At 57.3% G+C, this 22,423-nt stretch carries 13 protein-coding genes; 8 read left to right on the top strand and 5 right to left on the bottom strand.

Annotation, left to right across the window (positions count from 1 at the left end; all coding sequences use genetic code 11):
* Window positions 1-88: 88 nt before the first annotated feature.
* The 3 genes from asmA to udk all read right to left on the bottom strand — a co-directional run bounded on the left by asmA (window position 89) and on the right by udk (window position 3,277).
* Window positions 89-1,939 (bottom strand): outer membrane assembly protein AsmA, encoded by a 1,851-nt coding sequence (gene asmA / locus INF77_RS22580; protein ID WP_192979276.1) that lies wholly within the window; start codon window positions 1,937-1,939, stop codon window positions 89-91.
* Window positions 1,940-1,962: 23 nt separating this feature from the next.
* Window positions 1,963-2,544, bottom strand: a complete 582-nt coding sequence (dcd, locus tag INF77_RS22575; protein ID WP_028013805.1) for a dCTP deaminase — start codon at window positions 2,542-2,544, stop codon at window positions 1,963-1,965.
* Window positions 2,545-2,635: 91 nt separating this feature from the next.
* Entirely contained in the window at window positions 2,636-3,277 is a 642-nt protein-coding gene (udk, locus tag INF77_RS22570) for a uridine kinase (protein ID WP_008500855.1), read from the bottom strand.
* A 343-nt stretch (window positions 3,278-3,620) separates the two neighbouring features.
* Between udk and INF77_RS22565 the strand changes: the two genes are divergently transcribed.
* Complete coding sequence (locus INF77_RS22565) at window positions 3,621-6,950, top strand: diguanylate cyclase (RefSeq protein WP_193532839.1); 3,330 nt, start codon at window positions 3,621-3,623, stop codon at window positions 6,948-6,950.
* Here INF77_RS22565 and alkA read toward each other — a convergent pair.
* Window positions 6,915-7,787 carry a DNA-3-methyladenine glycosylase 2 gene (gene alkA, locus INF77_RS22560; RefSeq protein WP_193532838.1) on the bottom strand — a complete coding sequence of 291 codons (873 nt, stop codon included), beginning with the start codon at window positions 7,785-7,787 and terminating at the stop codon, window positions 6,915-6,917. The two genes, INF77_RS22565 and alkA, sit on opposite strands and share 36 nt — an antisense overlap.
* A gap of 130 nt (window positions 7,788-7,917) precedes the next feature.
* Here alkA and yegD point away from each other — a divergent pair, with 130 nt between their 5' ends.
* From yegD to baeR, 7 genes are all read left to right on the top strand, one after another.
* Entirely contained in the window at window positions 7,918-9,270 is a 1,353-nt protein-coding gene (gene yegD / locus INF77_RS22555) for a molecular chaperone (RefSeq protein WP_193532837.1), read from the top strand.
* A gap of 159 nt (window positions 9,271-9,429) precedes the next feature.
* On the top strand, window positions 9,430-10,632 hold the full coding sequence (locus INF77_RS22550) for an MdtA/MuxA family multidrug efflux RND transporter periplasmic adaptor subunit (protein WP_041909096.1): 1,203 nt from the start codon (window positions 9,430-9,432) through the stop codon (window positions 10,630-10,632).
* Window positions 10,632-13,754, top strand: coding sequence for an MdtB/MuxB family multidrug efflux RND transporter permease subunit (locus INF77_RS22545; protein ID WP_193532836.1), 3,123 nt, complete (start codon window positions 10,632-10,634; stop codon window positions 13,752-13,754). Before INF77_RS22550 ends, INF77_RS22545 begins: the two co-directional genes overlap by 1 nt.
* Window positions 13,755-16,832 (top strand): multidrug efflux RND transporter permease subunit MdtC, encoded by a 3,078-nt coding sequence (gene mdtC / locus INF77_RS22540; RefSeq protein ID WP_193532835.1) that lies wholly within the window; start codon window positions 13,755-13,757, stop codon window positions 16,830-16,832.
* On the top strand, window positions 16,833-18,248 hold the full coding sequence (locus tag INF77_RS22535) for an MFS transporter (protein ID WP_193532834.1): 1,416 nt from the start codon (window positions 16,833-16,835) through the stop codon (window positions 18,246-18,248). It abuts the gene before it with no gap.
* Window positions 18,245-19,648: a two-component system sensor histidine kinase BaeS gene (gene baeS, locus INF77_RS22530; RefSeq protein WP_028013813.1), complete on the top strand. Its 1,404-nt coding sequence runs from the start codon at window positions 18,245-18,247 to the stop codon at window positions 19,646-19,648. Before INF77_RS22535 ends, baeS begins: the two co-directional genes overlap by 4 nt.
* A complete protein-coding gene (baeR, locus tag INF77_RS22525; protein WP_193532833.1) occupies window positions 19,645-20,367 on the top strand; it encodes a two-component system response regulator BaeR in 723 nt (240 codons plus the stop codon). The genes baeS and baeR overlap by 4 nt, the downstream gene beginning before the upstream one ends.
* A 125-nt stretch (window positions 20,368-20,492) precedes the next feature.
* Here the strand turns inward: baeR and INF77_RS22520 are convergent.
* Window positions 20,493-22,423 (bottom strand): hypothetical protein (locus tag INF77_RS22520; protein WP_193543108.1); only part of this gene is annotated, 1,931 nt, incomplete at its 5' end.

Raw genomic sequence — 22,423 nt, 5'->3', positions numbered from 1 at the left:
ACCAAAACGGCAACCCCGTTGCCGTTTTAGTGTTTGCTCCCTCTCCCGTGGGAGAGGGTCCGGGTGAGGGCATCAGGCCGCACCGCCGTCAAAGCTTATCCAGAAGCTTCTTCACATCCTTGCCGTTCTGGGAATCTTTATTACGATCCGCCCAGCTGTTGAGCCGGCGCTTCGCTTCATCCTGCAGATGCTTACGCAGGATCTGATCTACCTGAAGGCTGTAGTTCAGCGCCTGCCATTTGCCGTATACGCTAAGCGGAACCGGCGTCTCTTTGAGGAAGTCAATCAGCTTGCTTTCGCCCTGCCAGCCGGAAAGCACCCGGACGTTAAAGCGCGTGTCCGCCGTCTCTTTGACCAGATCCAGCGAGCCTTCTCCGGTTAACGACAGCATAGATGAAGTTCCCTGCATCCCGGCCAGCGTCAGCACCCCGTTATCCAGCGTCAGGTCAGTGGTGAAGCTGTCGAGGCGAGTTGCGCTGTCGTAGTTTTCCTGGGCTTTAACATCGCTGCTGCGCTCCACCGCCTGCTGAACCAGCTGCTGGAAGTTGAGCCCTTCCATTCGCGAATCTTTCAGGTCAACATGCGCCTCGCCCTGCCACTCACGGCGGAAGGCGTTGGCATCAATTTTGGTGCCTGAGAAATCGCCCGCCAGCGTCAGCTGACCCGTCAGGGATATCGGATAGTTAAAGGCTTTGAGGATGCTGCCAATCTCCACGTTGTCGAGACGCGGCTGGAATTCAGCGCTGGCAACGTCCTTACGCACGTCCAGCGTACCCGGAAGTGACAGGTGACCCGCCCCCATTTTGCCGCTCAGTTCTGAAATTACCAGCAACCCGTTGTGGTTGAACATTTGGCCGCTCACGTCGGTAAAATCAATACCGCGCCAGCGCACGCTGTTGGCTTTCAGCAGAATATCCGCCGTGAAGCCGCGCAGCACGTTATAGTCAGGCTGTTCAAGGTTGGACGAGATAACCGGACGCGACACCGGTGACTGGCTTTGCCCCGTCTGCACGGCATCGCTGTCCGTTGCGCTTGCCGGCACCGGTGGCAGGATGTTCTCCAGGTTGAGCTTGTCAAACTGCAGGTTCAGCACCCACTTCGGCTTATCGTCGAGCGTGACGCTCGCCTGCCCTTTCAGGCTGCTGTCGTTGGCCTGCAGGTTAAGGTTATCCAGCGCCAGCTGTTTTTGCTCTTCGCGCCATACTGCCTGCAGCGTCCCCTGCCCGGCGATCCCCTGGGTCGGGAGATCCGCCCCCGTCAGCTGCCAGCTAAGCTGCTGGATGTCGGCCGTCAGCTGATGCGGGTAGTCCGACGCATTCACGTTTGCATTCAACGAGAGGGACAGATCGCGCTGGTCGCGGTTTATCCGTCCGCTAAATTCCAGCGACGCAAGATGGTGTTCATCCTGTTCCATCTGCAGGCTGATGTTACGAACGGTGACCTGCTCCTGATCCTCATGCTGGAACACCAGCACGCTATCGGCCACTTTCAGTTTGCCTATATCAAAGGACCAGCCCGTATCGGACGGTTCATCCGGTAAGGTATTCTCGCGCGGCGCAACCGGCGCATTCGCGTCGCGCACGGCTTCGGTCTGCGGGGTAAGCTGAATGACCGCGCCCTTCAGCATCACCTGATTAACCTGCAGCTGATGGGAGAGGAGCGGGATCAGCGCCACATCGAGACGCATGTTGTCCGCAGAGACCAGCGGCTGTGCCGCGCCCGGCGCGGTTAACGACATGCGGCCAGAGAGAATGCTGAGCTGCGGCCAGACGTGCCAGCGCAGCGGCCCGTCAAGCTTCAGTTGGTAACCACTGCGTGCCTCGACCTGCCGCACCATGTAAGCGCGGAAATCATTCGGGTTAACCAGCAGAACCAACGCCGAAAGGCCAGCAACCAGCACTACCAGCAAAATCATCAGCGTTGTCAGAACTCTTCTCATGGCATCCTCAATGGACTTAACGATCAGTCTTTATCAATACGGCTGGCAACCGCACCCTGCTGGTCGCGGTATTTTGCGTCCTGGCGGCGGTTATAAGGCCTGTCTGCCGGGCCTGTCAGCGGTTCAAAGCTTAACGCACCGATCATCATTCCGGGGCGCAGCGCCAGCGGCAGTTTACCGGCGTTGAAGAACTCCAGCACGATACGGCCGGACCAGCCTGGGTCGATACGGTGCGCGGTCACGTGAACCATCAACCCCAGGCGGGCCAGAGAAGAACGGCCATCAAGCCAGCCGACGAGATCCGCAGGCAGGGTCACGGATTCATACGTCACCGCCAGCGCCAGTTCACCCGGGTGCAGATAAAAAGCTTCACCTTCGTCAATGATGATTTCATCACTCATGACGCGATCGAGCGCGGCGCTGACTTCATCCTTCGGCCCGCTGAGGTCGATGAACGGCGCAGTATGGCCGCTAAAGGTGCGGAATTTATTCCCCAACCGTACATCAACGGTCACCCCATTGATACGCTCCACGGGGGGACGTGGGGTAATAGACAAGCGGCCTTCATCCAGCCAGGCTTCAATATCACGATCGCAAAGACGCATGGTACTTTCTCCTTTCATGCATCGTACCCTGAGCCGTTGAACGCTCAGGGTAAAACCAGGTTATCTCTGAACGGTACACAATTCGCGCGGCTTATTCAAAAAACTGGCTGATTTTCGCTTTTAAGATATCAATAGCAATGCGGTTTTTGCCCCCGCGAGGCACGATGATATCGGCGTATTGTTTGGATGGTTCAATAAACTGCAGGAACATCGGACGGACCGTTTTCTGGTATTGCGCCATGACGGAGTCCATCGAACGGCCGCGCTCGTTAACGTCACGCTTGATGCGGCGCATCAGGCAGATATCCAGCGGGGTATCGACAAAGATGGAGAAGTTCATGGATTCACGCAGGCGAGCATCGGTCAGGAGCAGGATGCCTTCAAGGATAATGACCTTCTTCGGCTCGATGCGGATCGTTTCCTGGGTACGGGTGTGTTCTACGTAACTGTAAACGGGCAGTTCGATCGCCTGGCCGCTCTTAAGCGCTTCTAAATGCTGGAACAGTAAACTGTGATCCATCGCATTCGGGTGGTCGTAGTTGGTTTTTACACGTTCTTCCATCGACAGATGGGATTGATCTTTGTAGTAGCTGTCTTCGGGAATGACGCCGATATGCTCATCACCTACCTGTTCACGCAGTTCGCGATAAAGCGTACTGGCAATTAGACTTTTACCTGAAGCCGATGCGCCGGCGATGCCTATAATGACGCACTGATGAGACTTATCAGTCATAAATTTAGCGACCTGAATAACCTGGATGTTAAGGAAGGACGACGCCGGAGCGTCAAACGCGGCAATTATAGGGATTTCGCGGGCGTGATACCAGTCGAATGCGCAGGTTCTGCGAGACAGGCTGAAAAGTGGCGCATTGCTCCCTGAGAGAAATTTTAATGACCGTTTTTTCAGCGTTTAACAGGAATTTTTTAGCGAGTAACTATTTAATAAGTCTATGATGTCAAATTATGAGCAGTCGCCATATGAATTGTAAATTGTTTGTACTAGCATAAACCAAATTATCAAATTCACTCGTGCGCACTTCTCTCCTGACGGCATGGCGTCTCTGGATAAAGCGGTAATGAATAAACAATACCAGCGGGTTTTGGTTACCACCCCACATCCTTTATTACGACTTGTCTGTCTGGGCCTGGTCACCTTTATCTTTACCTTATTTTCGCTGGAGCTTACCCGCTTCGGTACCCTGCTGGCGCCACTCTGGTTTCCTACCGCCATTATGATGGTGGCGTTTTACCGCCATGCAGGAAAAATGTGGCCCGGGATAGCCCTGGCCTGTTCATTTGGCAATATTCTGGCCTCGTGGATGGTGTTCTCCTGGGCGTCGATAAACCCCACCTACACCGCAATAAACGTTATTGAGGCCATCATCGGTGCCGTGTTACTGCGCAAGCTGCTTCCGTGGTACAACCCGCTGCAAAATTTAAACGACTGGATCCGCCTGGCAATAGGCAGCGCGCTGGTGCCGCCGCTGGTGGGCGGTATTCTGATGACGCTTCTGATCCCCGGCCCTGAGCCGCTGCGTAATTTCATCGTCTGGGTGCTATCTGAATCCATTGGCGCGCTGGCGCTGGTGCCGCTGGGGCTGCTGTTTAAATCCCATTACCTGCTCCGCCACCGTGATCCGAGATTGCTGCTGGAAACCCTGGTTACCATGGCCGTAACGCTGGCCCTCAGTTGGGCATCCATCACCTGGCTGCCGTGGCCCTTTACCTGCGTGATTGTCCTGCTGATGTGGAGCGCTGTGCGCTTGCCGCGGATGGAAGCGTTCATGGTGTTTCTGGTTACCGTGATGGTCGTTTCACTGATGATTGCCCATAACCCTTCGGCGCTGACCACCCAACATGCCGGGCCGATGATGAACGCGCCGTGGCTGCCGTTCCTGATGCTCCTCCTCCCCGCTAACGTGATGACCATGGTGATGTATGCCTTCCGTGCCGAACGCAAACACATCACCGAGAGCGAAGAGCGCTTTCGTAATGCAATGGAGTATTCCGCCATCGGTATGGCGTTAGTCAGCATGGAGGGCCAGTGGCTTCAGGCCAACAAGGCGCTGTGCAATTTCCTCGGTTACAGCCAGACCGAGCTACAGTCGCTCACCTTCCAGCAGCTCACCTGGCCGGAAGATTTGCATACCGACCTGGAACAGCTGGAACAGCTGGTCAACGGCGAGATCAACACCTACACCCTTGAAAAGCGCTATTACACGCGCAACGGAGAGGTCGTCTGGGCGCTTCTGGCCGTCTCCGTCGTGCGCCATGCCGATGGCTCGCCGCTCTATTTCATCGCCCAGATTGAAGACATTAACGATCTGAAGCAGACCGAGTGGGTCAATAAACGGCTGATGGAGCGCATTACGCTGGCCAACGAAGCGGGCGGCATCGGCATCTGGGAGTGGGATCTGGAGCCAGACATCATCAGCTGGGATAAGCGGATGTTTGAGCTGTATGAAATTCCGCCCCACATCAAGCCCACCTGGCAGCTCTGGCACGAAAGAATATTGCCGGAGGATCGCGCCCATGCGGAGCAGGTGCTGCGGGATTCACTGGTTTCTCGTCTGCCGTTTAAGCTTGAATTCCGTATCCGCGTGAAGGAAGGCGTGCGCCATATACGCTCCCTGGCAAACCGGGTGCTGAATAAAGAGGGTGAAGTCGAACGTTTGCTCGGCATCAATATGGACATGACCGAAGTGAAGGAGCTTAACGAAGCGCTGTTTCAGGAAAAAGAGCGTCTGCACATCACGCTCGACTCCATCGGCGAAGCGGTGCTCTGTACCGATATCGACATGAACGTCACCTTTATGAACCCGGTCGCCGAGAAGATGAGCGGCTGGCTGCAGACCGAGGCCATCGGCCAGCCGATCCTGAAGGTGTTACACATCACCTTTGGGGAACGGGGCCCGCTGATGGAGAATATTCACAGCGGCGATATGTCACGCTCCGATATCGACCAGGATGTAGTGCTGAACTGCCGCACCGGCGGATCGTTTGATATCCACTACAGCATTACGCCACTCAGTACCCTTGATGGGCACAGTATTGGCTCGGTGATCGTTATTCAGGACGTCACCGAGTCGCGCAAAATGCTGCGTCAGCTAAGCTACAGCGCGTCGCACGATGCCCTCACCCACCTGGCAAATCGGGTCAGCTTCGAAAACCATCTCAAACGGCTTCTGCAAACCGTTCGCGAGACGCGTCAGCGTCATGCGCTGGTCTTTATCGATCTGGACCGCTTCAAAGCCGTCAATGATAGCGCAGGCCATGCGGCGGGAGATGCCCTGCTGCGGGAACTCTCTTCCATGATGTTAACCATGCTTCGCTCCAGCGACGTGCTGGCGCGCCTGGGCGGCGACGAGTTTGGGCTGCTGCTGCCGGACTGCAATATTGAGAGCGCGCGCTATATCACCGGTCGTTTGATCCATACCATCAATGACTATCACTTTATGTGGGAAGGTCGCCTGCACCGGATTGGCGCCAGCGCAGGGATCACGCTGATTGATGAGCATAATAACCAGGCGTCAGAAGTGATGTCGCAGGCGGATATTGCCTGTTATGCCTCGAAAAACAGCGGCCGCGGCATCGTGACGGTGTACGAACCGCAGCAGGAGCGGGATCGGAGCGCGCGCAGCATGATGTCGCTGGACGAACAGTGGCATATGATCAAAGACAATCATCTGATGATGATAGCCCGCAGCGTCGCCTCACCGCGCATACCGGAAAGCTGTAACTTCTGGCTGATTTCACTACGCCTGTGGACCAGCCAGGGTGAAGTCCAGGAGGAGCACGCCTTCCGTTCTGGTCTGGCGGAGCCCGAACTGCTGCACGCCCTCGACAGACGTATCTTTGGTGAGTTTTTCCGCACCTCTGCCGCACAGGTCGCCCGTAAAGGGATGGGGGTAGCACTGCCGCTTTCTGCCGCCGGTTTAGCCAGCGTAACGCTGGTCGATGAACTCCTCGACCTGCTCGATAACAGCCCCATGCCGGGCCGTCTGCTGCATCTGGTTATCGCGAGCGACGTGGTGTGTAATCCGGATGAGAACCTGCAGCGAGGGCTGCAAAAGCTTCGCCAGGCGGGCTGCCGGGTGATCTTCAGCCAGATAGGGCGCGACATGAACGTCTTCAGCCACCTGAGCCCGAACATGGCCGATTATCTGATGCTCGACGCCGAGGTGGTGAGCAACGTGTATGGTAATCTGATGGATGAGATGATGGTGACCATCGTTCAGGGCCACGCCCAGCGTCTGGGGATGAAAACCATCGCGGGCCCCTGCAACCAGCCCATCATGATGGATACGCTTTCCGGCATCGGCATTGATTTTATCTATGGCGACACCATCGCCGAGCCGCAGCCGCTGGATCTACTGCTCAACACCAGTTATTTCGCCATCAACTGACGGCGTCCAGCCGTCGGTATACCAGATGTGCAGCAGCGCGTAGGAGCGCCACGGCTGCCAGCGCTCGGCGTAACGACGGATCTGCGCGGGGGTCATCCCGGCGAAGCGTTGCTTAATCAGATAATCGTCCGGCAGGAACACATCTTTCGCCTGCCAGCCTCTCAGGGCCAGGTAATTTGCCGTCCAGCGCCCGATGCCCGGCCGCTGCTGTAGCGCCTTCATGCCCGCCTCAACGTCCTCGGGCGGCGTCAACGGAAACGTCCCGTCAACAACCGACTGCGCCAGATGAATCAGCGCCTCCGCGCGTTTTACCGGCATCCCGAGCGCCTTGAGCGCCAGCGGATCGGCAGCGGCCAGCGCTTGCGGGGAGGGAAAGCAGACATAACCCGGTGCATCCTTCACCGGCTCACCGCACAGGGCGACAACGCGGGAAGCCAGTTTCGCCGCCATCGCCACGCTGACCAACTGCCCGAGAATGGCCCGTACGCCCTGCTCGTACGCATCCATCGCCCCCGGCAGACGCAAGCCGGGGCGGGCAGCGCCGAGATCCCCCAGCGTATTCGCGATGTGCTGCGGGTTACAGGCGAGATCGAACAGGCGCGCGATGCGTTCAAGACACGTCTGCGCAACCGGAACCAACCCCGGGCTGAGCGTCACGGTCAGCGTATGGGTAGCGATATCCGGTGTCACGCGAAATATCCCCTGATGGCCGTCGCAGGCAAAGCTGCGCTCGTAGTAGTCGCTCGTGACGGTTTCAATGCCCGTCACCGCACGCGCGCCGAGAAAGCCAAACATCCACTGCCAGTCGTAAGGGGGTTGCCACGTCAGGGTATACATCGCTGCTCCTTTTTTATTTTTATCAGCATAAACGGAAAGACCTTGTTTTGCCTTGCTTTCATATTCCTGTTGTCGCGATGCAGACATTTCGTTAAAGTCTCGCCCCTTCTCACCGGCATGGGGATTAATCGTGTTTATTGGATTTGACTACGGTACGGCAAACTGCTCGGTTGCGATCATGCAAAACGGCCAACCGCAGCTTCTGAAAATGGAAAAAGAGAGCACGCTGCTGCCGTCAATGCTCTGCGCGCCGACGCGCGAAGCGGTGAGCGAGTGGCTGTTCCGCCACCATCAGGTTCCGGCTACCGCGGCGGAGACCCAGGCGCTGCTGCGTCGGGCGGTCAGCTTTAACCGCGAGGAAGACATCGACGTTACCCCTTCCAGCGTGCAGTTTGGCCTCTCCTCGCTCGGGCATTACATTGAAGACCCGGAAGAGGTCTACTTCGTTAAATCGCCAAAGTCCTTCCTCGGCGCGAGCGGCCTGAAGCCGCAGCAGGTGGCGATGTTTGAAGATCTGGTGTGCGCCATGATGCTGCATATCCGCAATCAGGCGCAGTCGCAGGTGCCGGATACTATCACCCAGGCGGTGATTGGCCGCCCGATCAACTTCCAGGGGCTGGGCGGTGACGAAGCCAACCAGCAGGCGCAGGGGATACTTGAGCGTGCGGCGCACCGGGCGGGATTCCGCGACGTGGTGTTTCAGTACGAGCCGGTTGCGGCGGGGCTGGATTTTGAAGCCACGCTGACGGAAGAGAAGCGCGTGCTGGTCGTCGACATCGGGGGCGGTACAACGGACTGCTCGCTGCTGCTGATGGGACCGCAGTGGCATCACCGTCGTGACCGCGAAAACAGCCTGCTCGGGCACAGCGGCTGCCGCGTAGGCGGTAACGATCTGGATATCGCCCTGGCCTTTAAGAGCCTGATGCCGCTGCTGGGCATGGGCGGGCAAACGGAAAATGGGATCGCCCTGCCGATCCTGCCGTGGTGGAACGCGATTGCCATCAACGACGTTCCGGCGCAGAGTGATTTTTACAGCACCGCGAACGGGCGCTTCCTCAACGATCTGGTGCGCGACGCGCAGGATGCCGAGAAGGTCGCCCTGCTCTATAAAGTGTGGCGTCAGCGCCTGAGCTACCGCGTGGTGCGAACTGCGGAGGAGTGCAAAATCGCCCTTTCCGACCGTCCTGAACATGCGGTCTCCTTGCCGTTTATCAGCGAGGATCTGGCAACGGCGATTTCACAGGAGGGGCTGGAAACGGCGCTTGCTCAGCCGCTGCAGCGCATTCTGGAGCAGGTCCAGCTGGCGCTGGAGAACGGCAAAGAGAAGCCGGATGTGATCTACCTGACCGGCGGTAGCGCCCGTTCACCGCTGATCAAGAAAGCGCTGGCGGAACAGCTACCGGGCATTCCGATTGCCGGTGGGGATGACTTTGGCTCCGTTACCGCAGGGCTGGCGCGCTGGGCGCAGGTGATGTTTAGCTAATGCGGTTGTGCCGGGTGGCGGCTTCGCCTTACCCGGCTAAAACGATCGCCACACTCAGACCATTCCTGACAGTCTTCCATATTTCCTCCATTTTTCCGCTGTGTTAGCTGACTAAACTAGTATCATTCCCCGAAGTATTCAGGATGAGAACGTATAACGATGAAAGGCAGTAACAAATCCCGCTGGGCAATCGCCGCTGGCATCATTGTGGTGGTCCTTGCCGCCGCCTGGTACTGGCACAGTCAATCTGCAAACTCCGCCGCTCCCGCTGGCGCCAGCAGTCAGGCCCAGCGCCCGGCTGGCGGCGGCCGTCACGGCATGCGCGGCGGCGCGCTGGCACCGGTTCAGGCGGCAACGGCGGTGAGCAAAGCCGTTCCGCGTTATCTGACAGGACTCGGAACCATTACCGCCGCCAACACCGCCACGGTGCGTAGCCGCGTTGACGGTCAGCTCATCGCAATCCACTTCCAGGAAGGTCAGCAGGTCAAAGCGGGCGATCTGCTGGCGGAAATCGACCCGAGCCAGTTTAAAGTCGCCCTTGCTCAGGCGCAGGGGCAGCTCGCGAAAGACAAAGCCACCCTCGCCAACGCCCGTCGCGATCTGGCGCGCTACCAGCAGCTGGTGAAAACCAACCTTGTTTCTCGTCAGGAGCTGGACACCCAGCAGTCGCTGGTCAGCGAAACGCAGGGCACCATCAAAGCCGACGAGGCCGCCGTCGCCAGCGCGCAGCTGCAGCTGGACTGGAGCCGCATCACCGCGCCGATTGACGGACGCGTGGGCCTGAAGCAGGTCGATATCGGTAACCAGATCTCCAGCGGCGACACCACGGGCATCGTGGTGATCACCCAGACCCACCCGATTGATTTAGTCTTTACCCTGCCGGAAAGCGATATCGCAACCGTCATGCAGGCGCAAAAAGCCGGTAAAGGCCTGGTGGTGGAAGCCTGGGACCGCACCAACAAGCAGAAGCTGAGCGAGGGTTCCCTGCTTAGTCTGGACAACCAGATCGATACCACCACCGGCACCATCAAGCTGAAGGCGCGCTTTAACAACCAGGACGATGCTCTCTTCCCGAACCAGTTCGTCAACGCGCGAATGCTGGTCGCTACCGAAGAGAACGCGGTAGTGATCCCCACCGCAGCGCTGCAGATGGGTAACGAAGGAAGCTTTGTCTGGGTGCTGAACAGCGACAATAAAGTGAGCAAGCATCTGGTGAAAACCGGGATTCAGGACAGCCAGACGGTGGTCATCAGCGCCGGGCTCTCCGCCGGCGACCGCGTGGTCACCGACGGCATCGACCGTCTCACCGAAGGCGCGAAAGTTGAGGTGGTTGAACCTGCGAAACAGGGAGCGACCTCCTGATGCAGGTTATGCCCCCGAGCTCTACAGGTGGGCCGTCACGCCTGTTTATCCTCCGCCCTGTCGCCACCACGCTGTTGATGGTGGCGATCCTGCTGGCCGGGATCATTGGCTACCGCTTTCTGCCCGTGTCGGCGCTGCCGGAGGTGGATTACCCAACGATTCAGGTTGTCACTCTCTATCCTGGCGCCAGCCCGGACGTGGTGACGTCCGCCATTACCGCCCCGCTGGAGCGCCAGTTTGGCCAGATGTCCGGGTTAAAACAGATGTCCTCCCAGAGTTCCGGCGGGGCATCCGTCGTGACGCTGCAGTTCCAGCTAACGCTGTCGCTGGACGTCGCCGAGCAGGAAGTGCAGGCCGCCATCAACGCCGCCACCAACCTGCTGCCGTCGGACCTGCCTAACCCGCCGGTCTACAGCAAGGTGAACCCGGCGGATCCGCCGATCATGACGCTGGCCGTCACCTCCTCCGCCATGCCGATGACCCAGGTCGAAGACATGGTCGAAACCCGCGTGGCGCAGAAGATTTCTCAGGTCTCCGGCGTCGGCCTCGTCACGCTGGCTGGCGGCCAGCGCCCGGCCGTGCGCGTCAAGCTTAACGCACAGGCGATTGCCGCGCTGGGGCTGACCAGCGAAACCATCCGCACCGCCATCAGCAGTGCCAACGTCAACTCGGCGAAAGGCTCGCTGGACGGCCCGACCCGTGCGGTCACCCTCTCGGCAAACGACCAGATGCAGTCCGCCGACGAATACCGTCAGCTGATTGTGGCCTACCAGAACGGCGCGCCGATCCGCCTGGGCGACGTCGCCACCGTGGAACAAGGCGCGGAAAACAGCTGGCTCGGCGCGTGGGCGAACAAGCAGCAGGCGATCGTGATGAACGTGCAGCGCCAGCCGGGCGCCAACATCATCGAAACCGCCGACAGCATCCGCACCATGCTGCCACAGCTGATTGAAAGCCTGCCGAAATCGGTCAGCGTAAAAGTCCTTTCCGACCGCACCACCAACATTCGCGCGTCGGTCACCGATACCCAGTTCGAGCTGATGCTGGCGATTGCGCTGGTGGTAATGATCATTTACCTGTTCCTGCGCAACGTTCCGGCAACCATTATCCCCGCCGTCGCTGTGCCGCTATCGCTGGTCGGGACCTTTGCGGTGATGGTGTTCCTCGACTTTTCGATTAACAACCTGACGCTGATGGCGCTGACCATCGCCACCGGGTTCGTGGTGGATGACGCCATCGTCGTTATCGAGAACATCTCGCGCTATATCGAGAAAGGTGAAAAGCCGCTGGCCGCCGCGCTGAAGGGCGCAGGGGAAATCGGCTTTACCATTATCTCGCTGACCTTCTCGCTGATTGCGGTGCTGATCCCGCTACTGTTTATGGGCGACATCGTCGGGCGGCTGTTCCGCGAGTTTGCCGTGACGCTGGCGGTCGCCATTTTGATCTCTGCCGTGGTGTCGCTGACCCTGACGCCGATGATGTGCGCCCGCATGCTAAGCCACGAGTCCCTGCGCAAGCAAAACCGCTTCTCCCGCGCCTCCGAGCGGATGTTCGAGCGAATTATTGCCGCCTACGGTCGCGTGCTGGCGAAAGTGCTGAACCATCCGTGGGCAACGCTTGGCGTGGCGCTTGGCACGCTGGCGCTCAGCGTAATGCTGTGGATTTTTATTCCGAAAGGTTTCTTCCCCATCCAGGATAACGGCATTATTCAGGGCACGCTTCAGGCTCCGCAGTCGGTCTCCTTCGCGAACATGGCGCAGCGCCAGCAGCAGGTGTCTGAGATCATCATGAAAGACCCGGCGGTGGAGAGCCTGACGTCCTACGTGGGGGTGGATGGCACCAATCCGTCGCTCAACAGCGCGCGTCTGCAGATCAACCTCAAGCCGCTGGATGAGCGCGACGACCGCGTGAACGCCGTCATCGAGCGCCTGCAAAGCGCCGTGGCCCGCGTGCCGGGCGTTGAGCTTTACCTGCAGCCGATTCAGGATTTGACCATTGATACCCAGGTCAGCCGCACGCAGTATCAGTTCACGCTCCAGGCTACGTCGCTTGACGCCCTCAGCACCTGGGTGCCGCAGCTGGTTGAAAAACTTAACACCCTGCCGCAGCTCGCCGACGTCAGCAGCGACTGGCAGGACAAGGGGCTGGCGGCCTACGTCAACGTTAACCGCGACACCGCCAGCCGTCTGGGCATCACCATGTCGGACGTGGACAACGCCCTGTATAACGCCTTCGGTCAGCGCCTGATCTCCACCATCTACACCCAGGCGAACCAGTACCGCGTGGTGCTGGAGCACAACACCGAGCACACCCCCGGCCTGGCCGCGCTGGACTCGGTGCGCCTGACCAGCAAAGACGGCGGCATTGTGCCGCTGAGCGCCATCGCCACGGTGGAGGAGCGCTATACCCCGCTGTCGATTAACCACCTGGATCAGTTCCCGTCCACCACCATTTCCTTCAACGTGCCGGACGGTTACTCGCTGGGCGAGGCGGTGGAAACCATCCAGGCTGCTGAAAAAGCGCTCAGCTTCCCGTCCGACATTCAGACCCAGTTCCAGGGCAGCACGCTGGCGTTCCAGGCCGCGCTGGGCAACACCGTCTGGCTGATCGTCGCGGCGGTCGTGGCGATGTACATCGTGCTTGGCGTGCTGTACGAAAGCTTTATCCACCCGATCACCATCCTCTCTACCCTGCCAACGGCGGGCGTGGGGGCGCTGCTGGCATTGATGCTGGCGGGCAGCGAGCTGGACGTTATTGCCATCATCGGCATCATCCTGCTTATCGGGATCGTGAAGAAAAACGCCATCATGATGATCGACTTTGCGCTGGCCGCCGAGCGCGAGCAGGGCATGTCGCCGCGCGATGCCATCTTCCAGGCCTGCCTGCTGCGTTTCCGCCCGATCCTGATGACCACGCTGGCCGCCCTGTTGGGGGCGCTGCCGCTGATGCTCAGCACCGGCGTCGGCGCGGAGCTGCGCCGCCCGCTGGGTATCGGTATGGTCGGGGGCCTGCTGGTGAGTCAGGTGCTGACGCTCTTCACCACGCCGGTGATCTATCTGCTGTTTGACCGCCTGGCGCTGTGGACCAAAAGCCGTTTCCCGAAACGTGAAGAGGAGGCGTAAGTGAAGTTTTTCGCCCTCTTCATTTACCGTCCGGTGGCGACGATTTTACTCTCCGTCGCCATTACACTGTGCGGCGTGCTGGGCTTCCGGCTGCTGCCAGTAGCCCCCCTGCCGCAGGTGGATTTCCCGGTGATCATGGTCAGCGCCTCGCTGCCAGGTGCGTCACCGGAGACCATGGCCTCGTCCGTTGCCACGCCGCTGGAGCGTTCTCTTGGGCGGATTGCGGGGGTCAACGAGATGACCTCCAGCAGCTCGCTGGGCAGCACACGCATCATTCTGGAATTCAGCTTCGACCGGGATATTAACGGTGCCGCCCGTGACGTGCAGGCGGCCATCAACGCCGCGCAAAGCCTTCTGCCGAGCGGGATGCCGAGCCGTCCGACCTACCGCAAGGCCAATCCGTCCGACGCGCCAATCATGATCCTGACGCTGACTTCGGACACCTATTCTCAGGGGCAGCTCTACGACTTTGCGTCGACCCAGCTGGCGCAGACGATCTCACAAATCAACGGCGTGGGTGACGTGAGCGTTGGCGGCAGTTCTCTGCCCGCCGTGCGCGTGGGCCTGAACCCGCAGGCGCTGTTCAACCAGGGCGTGTCGCTGGACGACGTTCGCTCCGCCATCAGCAGCGCCAACGTGCGTAAACCGCAGGGGGCGATTGAGGACGGCAGCCACCGCTGGCAGATACAGACCAACGACGAGCTAAAAACCGCCGCGGAATACCAGCCGCTGATTATTCACTACAACAACGGCGCGGCGGTACGCCTGAGCGACGTCGCCAGCGTCACCGACTCGGTGCAGGACGTGCGCAACGCCGGGATGACCAACGCTAAACCGGCCATCCTGCTGATGATCCGCAAGCTGCCGGAGGCGAACATTATTGAGACGGTGAACAGCATTCGCGCCCGCCTCCCGGAGCTGCAGGAGACCATCCCGGCAGCAATCGATCTGCAGATTGCCCAGGATCGCTCCCCGACCATCCGCGCTTCGCTTGAAGAGGTGGAGCAAACGTTGATTATCTCCGTCGCGCTGGTGATCCTGGTGGTGTTCCTGTTCCTGCGCTCCGGCCGCGCGACGCTGATCCCGGCGGTGGCCGTGCCGGTGTCGCTGATTGGGACCTTTGCCGCAATGTACCTGTGTGGCTTTAGCCTTAACAACCTGTCGCTGATGGCCCTGACGATTGCGACGGGCTTCGTAGTGGATGACGCCATCGTGGTGCTGGAGAACATTTCCCGCCACCTTGAAGCGGGCGTGAAACCGCTGCAGGCCGCGCTGCAGGGCACGCGCGAGGTGGGCTTTACGGTACTTTCCATGAGCCTGTCGCTGGTGGCGGTATTCCTGCCACTGCTGCTGATGGGCGGGCTGCCGGGCAGGCTGCTGCGGGAGTTTGCCGTCACGCTCTCGGTCGCCATCGGGATTTCGCTGGTGATTTCCCTGACGCTGACGCCGATGATGTGCGGCTGGATGCTCAAGCGCAGCAAGCCTCACTCGCAGCCGCGCCGCAAAGGCTTTGGTCGTTTTCTGATGGCGATGCAGGAAGGCTACGGCAAATCGCTGAAGTGGGTGCTGAACCACACGCGGCTGGTCGGTCTGGTGCTGATCGCCACCATTGGGCTCAACGTCTGGATGTACATCACCATCCCGAAAACCTTCTTCCCGGAGCAGGACACCGGCGTGCTGATGGGCGGCATTCAGGCGGACCAGAGCATTTCATTCCAGGCGATGCGCGGCAAGCTGCAGGACTTTATGAAGATCATTCGTGAGGATCCGGCTGTAGACAACGTCACTGGCTTTACCGGCGGCTCGCGCGTTAACAGCGGGATGATGTTCATTACCCTTAAGCCGCGCGGCGAGCGCAACGAAACGGCGCAGCAGGTGATTGACCGCCTGCGGGTGAAGCTCGCCAAAGAGCCGGGCGCAAACCTGTTTTTGATGGCCGTTCAGGATATCCGCGTCGGCGGGCGGCAGGCGAACGCCAGCTACCAGTACACGTTGCTCTCGGATGATTTAGCCGCCCTGCGCGAGTGGGAGCCGAAGATCCGTAAGGCGCTGGCCGCCCTGCCGGAGCTGGCGGACGTAAACTCCGATCAGCAGGACAACGGCGCGGAGATGGCGCTCACCTACGACCGTGAAACCATGTCGCGGCTGGGCATTGACGTTGAAGCCGCCAACAGCCTGCTGAACAACGCCTTCGGCCAGCGGGAGATCTCCACCATCTATCAGCCGATGAACCAGTATAAGGTGGTGATGGAGGTCGACCCGCGCTACACCCAGGACATTAGCGCGCTGGATAAAATGTTTCTGATTAACAGCGACGGCAAGGCGATTCCGCTCTCGTACTTTGCCAGCTGGCGGCCAGCCAACGCGCCGCTGTCGGTGAACCATCAGGGGCTGTCGGCGGCGTCGACCATCTCCTTTAACCTGCCCGCCGGTTCGTCGCTTTCCGAGGCCAGCGACGCGATCAACCGCGCGATGACGCAGCTCGGCGTACCGTCCACCGTGCGCGGCAGCTTTGCCGGGACCGCGCAGGTGTTCCAGGAGACGATGAATTCGCAGGTGATTTTGATCCTGGCGGCCATTGCCACGGTCTATATTGTGCTGGGCGTACTGTATGAGAGCTACGTTCATCCGCTGACAATCCTCTCGACGCTGCCGTCGGCGGGCGTGGGGGCGCTGCTGGCGCTGGAGCTGTTTGGCGCGCCGTTCAGCCTGATCGCGCTTATCGGGATTATGCTTTTAATCGGCATTGTTAAGAAAAACGCCATCATGATGGTGGACTTTGCGCTGGACGCCCAGCGCAACGGCAACCTCTCGCCGGAAGAGGCCATTTTCCAGGCCTGCCTGCTGCGTTTTCGTCCGATCATGATGACCACCCTGGCGGCGCTGTTTGGCGCGCTGCCGCTGGTGATCTCGGGCGGCGACGGCTCAGAGCTGCGCCAGCCGCTGGGGATCACCATTGTCGGCGGCCTGGTGATGAGCCAGCTGCTGACGCTGTACACCACGCCGGTGGTCTATCTGTTCTTCGACCGCCTGCGGCTGCGCTTTTCGCGTAAAAACAGAGAAACGGTAAACGGGTAAATGACTGAGCTTCCCAGCAACGTTCGCTGGCAATTGTGGATAGTCGCCTTCGGCTTCTTTATGCAGTCGCTGGATACGACCATCGTCAACACCGCCCTCCCCTCCATGGCGAAAAGCCTGGGGGAGAGCCCGCTGCATATGCATATGGTAATTGTCGCCTACGTGCTGACGGTGGCCGTGATGCTGCCTGCCAGCGGCTGGCTGGCGGACAAAGTGGGCGTGCGGAATATCTTCTTTACCGCCATCGTGCTGTTTACCGCTGGCTCGCTGTTTTGCGCCCAGGCCAACACCCTCGACCAGCTGGTGACGGCGCGCGTGCTGCAGGGCGTCGGCGGGGCGATGATGGTGCCCGTCGGGCGGTTAACGGTGATGAAGATTGTGCCACGCGAGCAGTACATGGCGGCGATGACCTTCGTCACGCTGCCCGGCCAGGTGGGGCCGCTGCTGGGCCCGGCGCTGGGCGGGATGCTGGTGGAGTACGCCTCCTGGCACTGGATCTTCTTGATCAATCTGCCGGTGGGCATCATCGGCGCTATCGCCACCCTGACGCTGATGCCGAACTACAAAATGCAGACCCGACGATTTGATTTCTTCGGCTTTATTCTGCTGGCGGCGGGCATGGCTACGCTCACCCTGGCGCTCGACGGGCAAAAGGGGCTGGGGATCTCCGCCCTGACGCTCGGGGTGCTGGTGGTTATCGGCATCACCGCTATTCTGTGGTATCTGTGGCATGCTCGCGGGAATGACCAGGCGCTGTTCAGCCTGAACTTATTTAAAAATCCCACCTACCGCCTTGGCCTGTTCGGCAGCTTCGCCGGACGTATCGGCAGCGGCATGCTGCCGTTTATGACGCCCGTGTTTCTGCAAATTGGCATGGGGTTTTCGCCGTTTCACGCGGGCCTGATGATGATCCCGATGGTGCTCGGCAGCATGGGGATGAAGCGCATCGTGGTGCAGGTGGTGAACCGCTTTGGCTACCGTCACGTGCTGGTGGCCGCCACGCTGGGGCTGTCGCTGGTCAGCCTGCTGTTTATGACCGTGGCGCTGATGGGCTGGTACTACGTCCTGCCGCTGGTGCTGTTCTGCCAGGGGATGATCAACTCCATGCGCTTCTCATCAATGAATACCCTGACGCTGAAAGACCTGCCGGACGATCTGGCGAGCAGCGGCAACAGCCTGCTGTCGATGATCATGCAGCTCTCCATGAGCGTCGGCGTGACCATCGCGGGTTTACTGCTCGGCATGTACGGCCAGCATCACCTCAGCGTCGACACGCCGGTGGCGCATCAGGTCTTTTTATATACCTATCTCAGCATGGCGGTCATTATCGCCCTGCCCGCTTTCATCTTCGCCAGAGTGCCGGATGATACCAGCAAGAACGTCGTGATTAGGCGCGGCAAAAGGAGTGGCTCATGAAATTCTGGCGTCCGGGTATTACCGGCAAGCTTTTTGTGGCGATTTTTGCCACCTGTATCGTCCTGCTGATCACCATGCACTGGGCGGTGCGGATCAGCTTTGAGCGCGGTTTTATTGATTACATCAAGCATGGCAATGAACAGCGTTTACAGGGCTTAAGCGATGCGCTGAGTGAACAGTACGCCCAGCACGGCAACTGGCGTTTTCTGCGCAATAACGACCGCTTTATTTTCCAGATCCTGCGCTCGCTGGAGCACGATGCCGGCGACGATCGGCCTGGCCCGGGCATGCCGCCGCACGGCTGGCGCACCCAGTTCTGGGTGATTGACCAGGATATGCGCACGCTGGTTGGGCCGCGCGCGCCGATACCGCCGGACGGCACCCGCCGGGCGATTAAGGTGAATAACGCGACCGTCGGCTGGGTTATCGCCTCACCGGTGGAGCGCCTGACGCGCAACACCGATATCAACTTTGACCGCCAGCAGCGCCGGACCAGCTGGCTGATCGTCGCTCTCTCCACCCTGCTCGCTGCGCTCGCCACCTTCCCGCTGGCGCGCGGTCTGCTCGCGCCGGTGAAACGGCTGGTGGAAGGCACGCACAAGCTGGCCGCCGGGGATTTCACCACCCGCGTCGACACCCGCAGCCAGGACGAACTAGGCAAGCTGGCGCAGGACTTTAACCAGCTCGCCAGCACGCTGGAGAAAAACCAGCAGATGCGCCGCGACTTTATGGCCGATATTTCCCACGAGCTACGCACCCCACTGGCGGTGCTGCGCGGCGAGCTGGAAGCCATTCAGGACGGCGTGCGCCAGTTTACGCCCGAATCGGTGGCCTCCCTGCAGGCGGAGGTGGGCACGCTCACCAAGCTGGTGGACGATCTCCACCAGCTCTCCATGTCCGACGAAGGCGCACTGGCCTACCAGAAGGCGCCCGTCGATGTCATTAACGTGCTCGAAGTTGCCAGCGGCGCCTTCCGGGAACGGTTTGCCAGCCGCAACCTGAAAATCGACCTCTCCCTGCCGGACAGCGCGGTGGTATTTGGCGACAAAGACCGGCTGATGCAGCTGTTCAACAACCTGCTGGAGAACAGCCTGCGCTACACCGACAGCGGTGGCGGGCTGCATATCTCCGGCAGGCAGGACAACGGGCGCTTCGCCCTCACCTTCGCGGATTCCGCCCCCGGCGTGCAGGACGCACAGCTGGAAAAATTGTTCGAGCGCTTTTACCGCACCGAAGGCTCCCGCAACCGCGCCAGCGGCGGTTCCGGCCTGGGGCTGGCGATTTGCGTTAACATCGTCGAGGCGCATAATGGCACCATTCGCGCCGCCCATTCGCCTTTTGGCGGGGTTAGCATTACAGTAGAGTTACCTCTGGAACGGGATTTATCGAGAGAAGTATGACCGAGTTACCGATTGACGAAAACACGCCGCGCATTTTGATCGTCGAAGACGAACCCAAGCTGGGACAGCTGCTGATCGACTATTTACGCGCGGCCAGCTATGCCCCGTCACTGATCAGCCACGGCGACCAGGTGCTGCCGTACGTGCGCCAGACTCCGCCGGATCTTATCCTGCTGGATTTAATGCTGCCTAGCGTTGATGGCCTGACCCTGTGCCGGGAAATTCGTCGCTTCTCCGACGTGCCTATTGTCATGGTCACCGCTAAAATCGAAGAGATTGACCGCCTGCTGGGACTCGAAATCGGCGCGGACGACTACATCTGCAAGCCCTACAGCCCGCGTGAGGTGGTGGCCCGCGTGAAAACCATTCTGCGCCGCTGCAGGCCGAAGCGCGAGCTTCAGATGCTGGACGCCGAAAGCCCGCTGATTGTGGATGAGAGCCGCTTCCAGGCGAGCTGGCGCAGCAAGCTGCTGGACCTCACCCCTGCGGAGTTCCGCCTGCTGAAAACCCTCTCCCACGAGCCGGGAAAAGTCTTCTCCCGCGAACAGCTGTTGAACCACCTGTACGACGATTACCGCGTGGTGACCGATCGCACCATCGACAGCCACATCAAAAACCTGCGCCGCAAGCTGGAGGCGCTGGACGCCGAGCAGTCATTTATTCGCGCGGTGTACGGCGTGGGGTATCGCTGGGAAGCGGATGCGTGCAGGATTGCGTGATTTTGCAATGAGTATCGGTGGAAAACAATCCACACGATACTCATTTCTTAGAGACTTAATACAATAATTTGCTTAAATATTTTTTGGGTATACATATTCAATAAAATAATATTTTCATATTGAACTTAACGTAATGACTTCAAAATTGTGTTTTGTTCAGTTACCATACTATCATAATCAGTTTCAATTATTTTATTAATAAATACTCTTTCCCTGTCAACTTGAAGCGGGTATACATTAACTTTCTCGTGTTTTTTGAAATCATTTACTTGTATAGGTTCTTCAAAAGATCTAATTATATCCATTGCAGATAAGACCTCCCCTTCCCATTGATTTATTATTGCTCTCGACTCCGACATCTTAAACCTTTCCTCATGTGAAATCATTGTTGCATTTATATACTTTGACTTTATTAATCGACTAAATGAAGATGAATCGGTCACATAAACACCATTAATTTTCCCTGGAATTGAATGGGGGAGATTATTCATAATAACAGGGATTATTTCATAATTATGCAGATCAAAACCAAAGTATTCTTCGAATATTTCCGGATATATCTCAAGACCTTTAACGAGCCTCTTGACTTGATAGGTGGTTTCAAAAAGAAATTTTTTCCTCTGATAGGCTCTAGTAACGGATCCAGAAGATAAATTAGTATTCTTGCATTCTAGAACAAATAACTTATCATCTAATAAAAATACAGCGTCATATTCATATTCTTCTTTATCTCGAGTAAATTTAAATTTTTTAACATTTAAGCCATGATCTTCAAGCGTACTTATTATATCCTTTTCAAATCCATATCCTTTTGCCGTAAGATCTGCTTCTTCAGAGGCGAATTTTGATAGTATGATGTTACTAATTAAAGGGGATGTATAAGCAGGAGTGAATAATACATATGTATTATCCTCAACTTTAATTAATGGCGAGTCATATATATCTCGACTTTTCATACTGAATGTAAGCTTATCAATAAATGTTTTCGCACTACTCTCTGACAAACCTCCAAGACGCAGAATGCCTACAAGAGCACTGTGACTATAATGCATTTTTTTCTTTTTATTTTTGGAAATATAAGTAATAACAGAATATCCCCTAACCCACTCACGGATGGTGAGCCCTAGAACTACAGTATTAACATCATTACTCGAAATTACATCAAAGAGAGAAACCAAGGCAGGTAACTCTTCAAGGATTACCATCCTATGGTCAATTTTTCCAGGCCACTCTGTAATATCTTTAAGTAAATTTCCCTCAAGATTATACTTAGCGACTCCTTCCCAAAAATTCTGGCTAATTTTTCTTGAAAGTCTTTCATTGGAGATCACATCATACCTCTCAAGACTATCAATTGTTCTATCAAAAACTACAACTGATTCAATCCCCTCTCTCTTGTAATCTTCTGGAATATCCTTTGACTCCATCGTTAATAATTGATTATCAAAATAGATACAGCTTTTTGTACATGTGAGAAGTTCATTCCAAATGAGAGCATAGTAAAAAACAGGGATTGCTTTTTTTATATCCTCTTCAACCATTACAATATTTTCCGGCAAGACAATTACGTCCCCTTTGCAGAGTTTATTCTCATAGGAAAACATTTTTAACGTAAGAGTCAAATAGTTCACTATTTTATCTAATGCTGAATCAGGAGAGAACGACTTTCCTTCATCATTTTTAATATTCCGAGCATTTGTAGTAAGCATTGATTCTTTGAAATCAAAGCTTTGTATATTTTTCTCTATCAAATCCTGGAGAAAATACCCCTCATCCAGAGCATGGCTAATTACGGACCAACATTGTTCCCGTACCGATTTTTTCATGATCTCTAAATTATGTAATCCATCCTTGATGCCATCAAGTAGATTTTCAGAAATTTGACATGTTGTTAATACTTTTTTCGTCAAGTCTATTATTTCCTGACTACTACAATTTTTAATAATTGATTCTAAAAAAACATTTCTTTTCTCTCTTTTATCAAAGTCATGCATTTGGAAATTTTTAAAATTTTTAACATGATACTCAAGAAAGCTATGTAACCCTCCTTCATTTC

Origin of the sequence: Enterobacter cloacae complex sp. P1B, from assembly GCF_014982345.1 — a bacterium.
Classification (GTDB): Bacteria; Pseudomonadota; Gammaproteobacteria; order Enterobacterales; family Enterobacteriaceae; genus Enterobacter; species Enterobacter bugandensis.
Note: the sequence above shows the minus strand (reverse complement) of the source record. Positions and strands in the feature narration are given on the sequence as shown.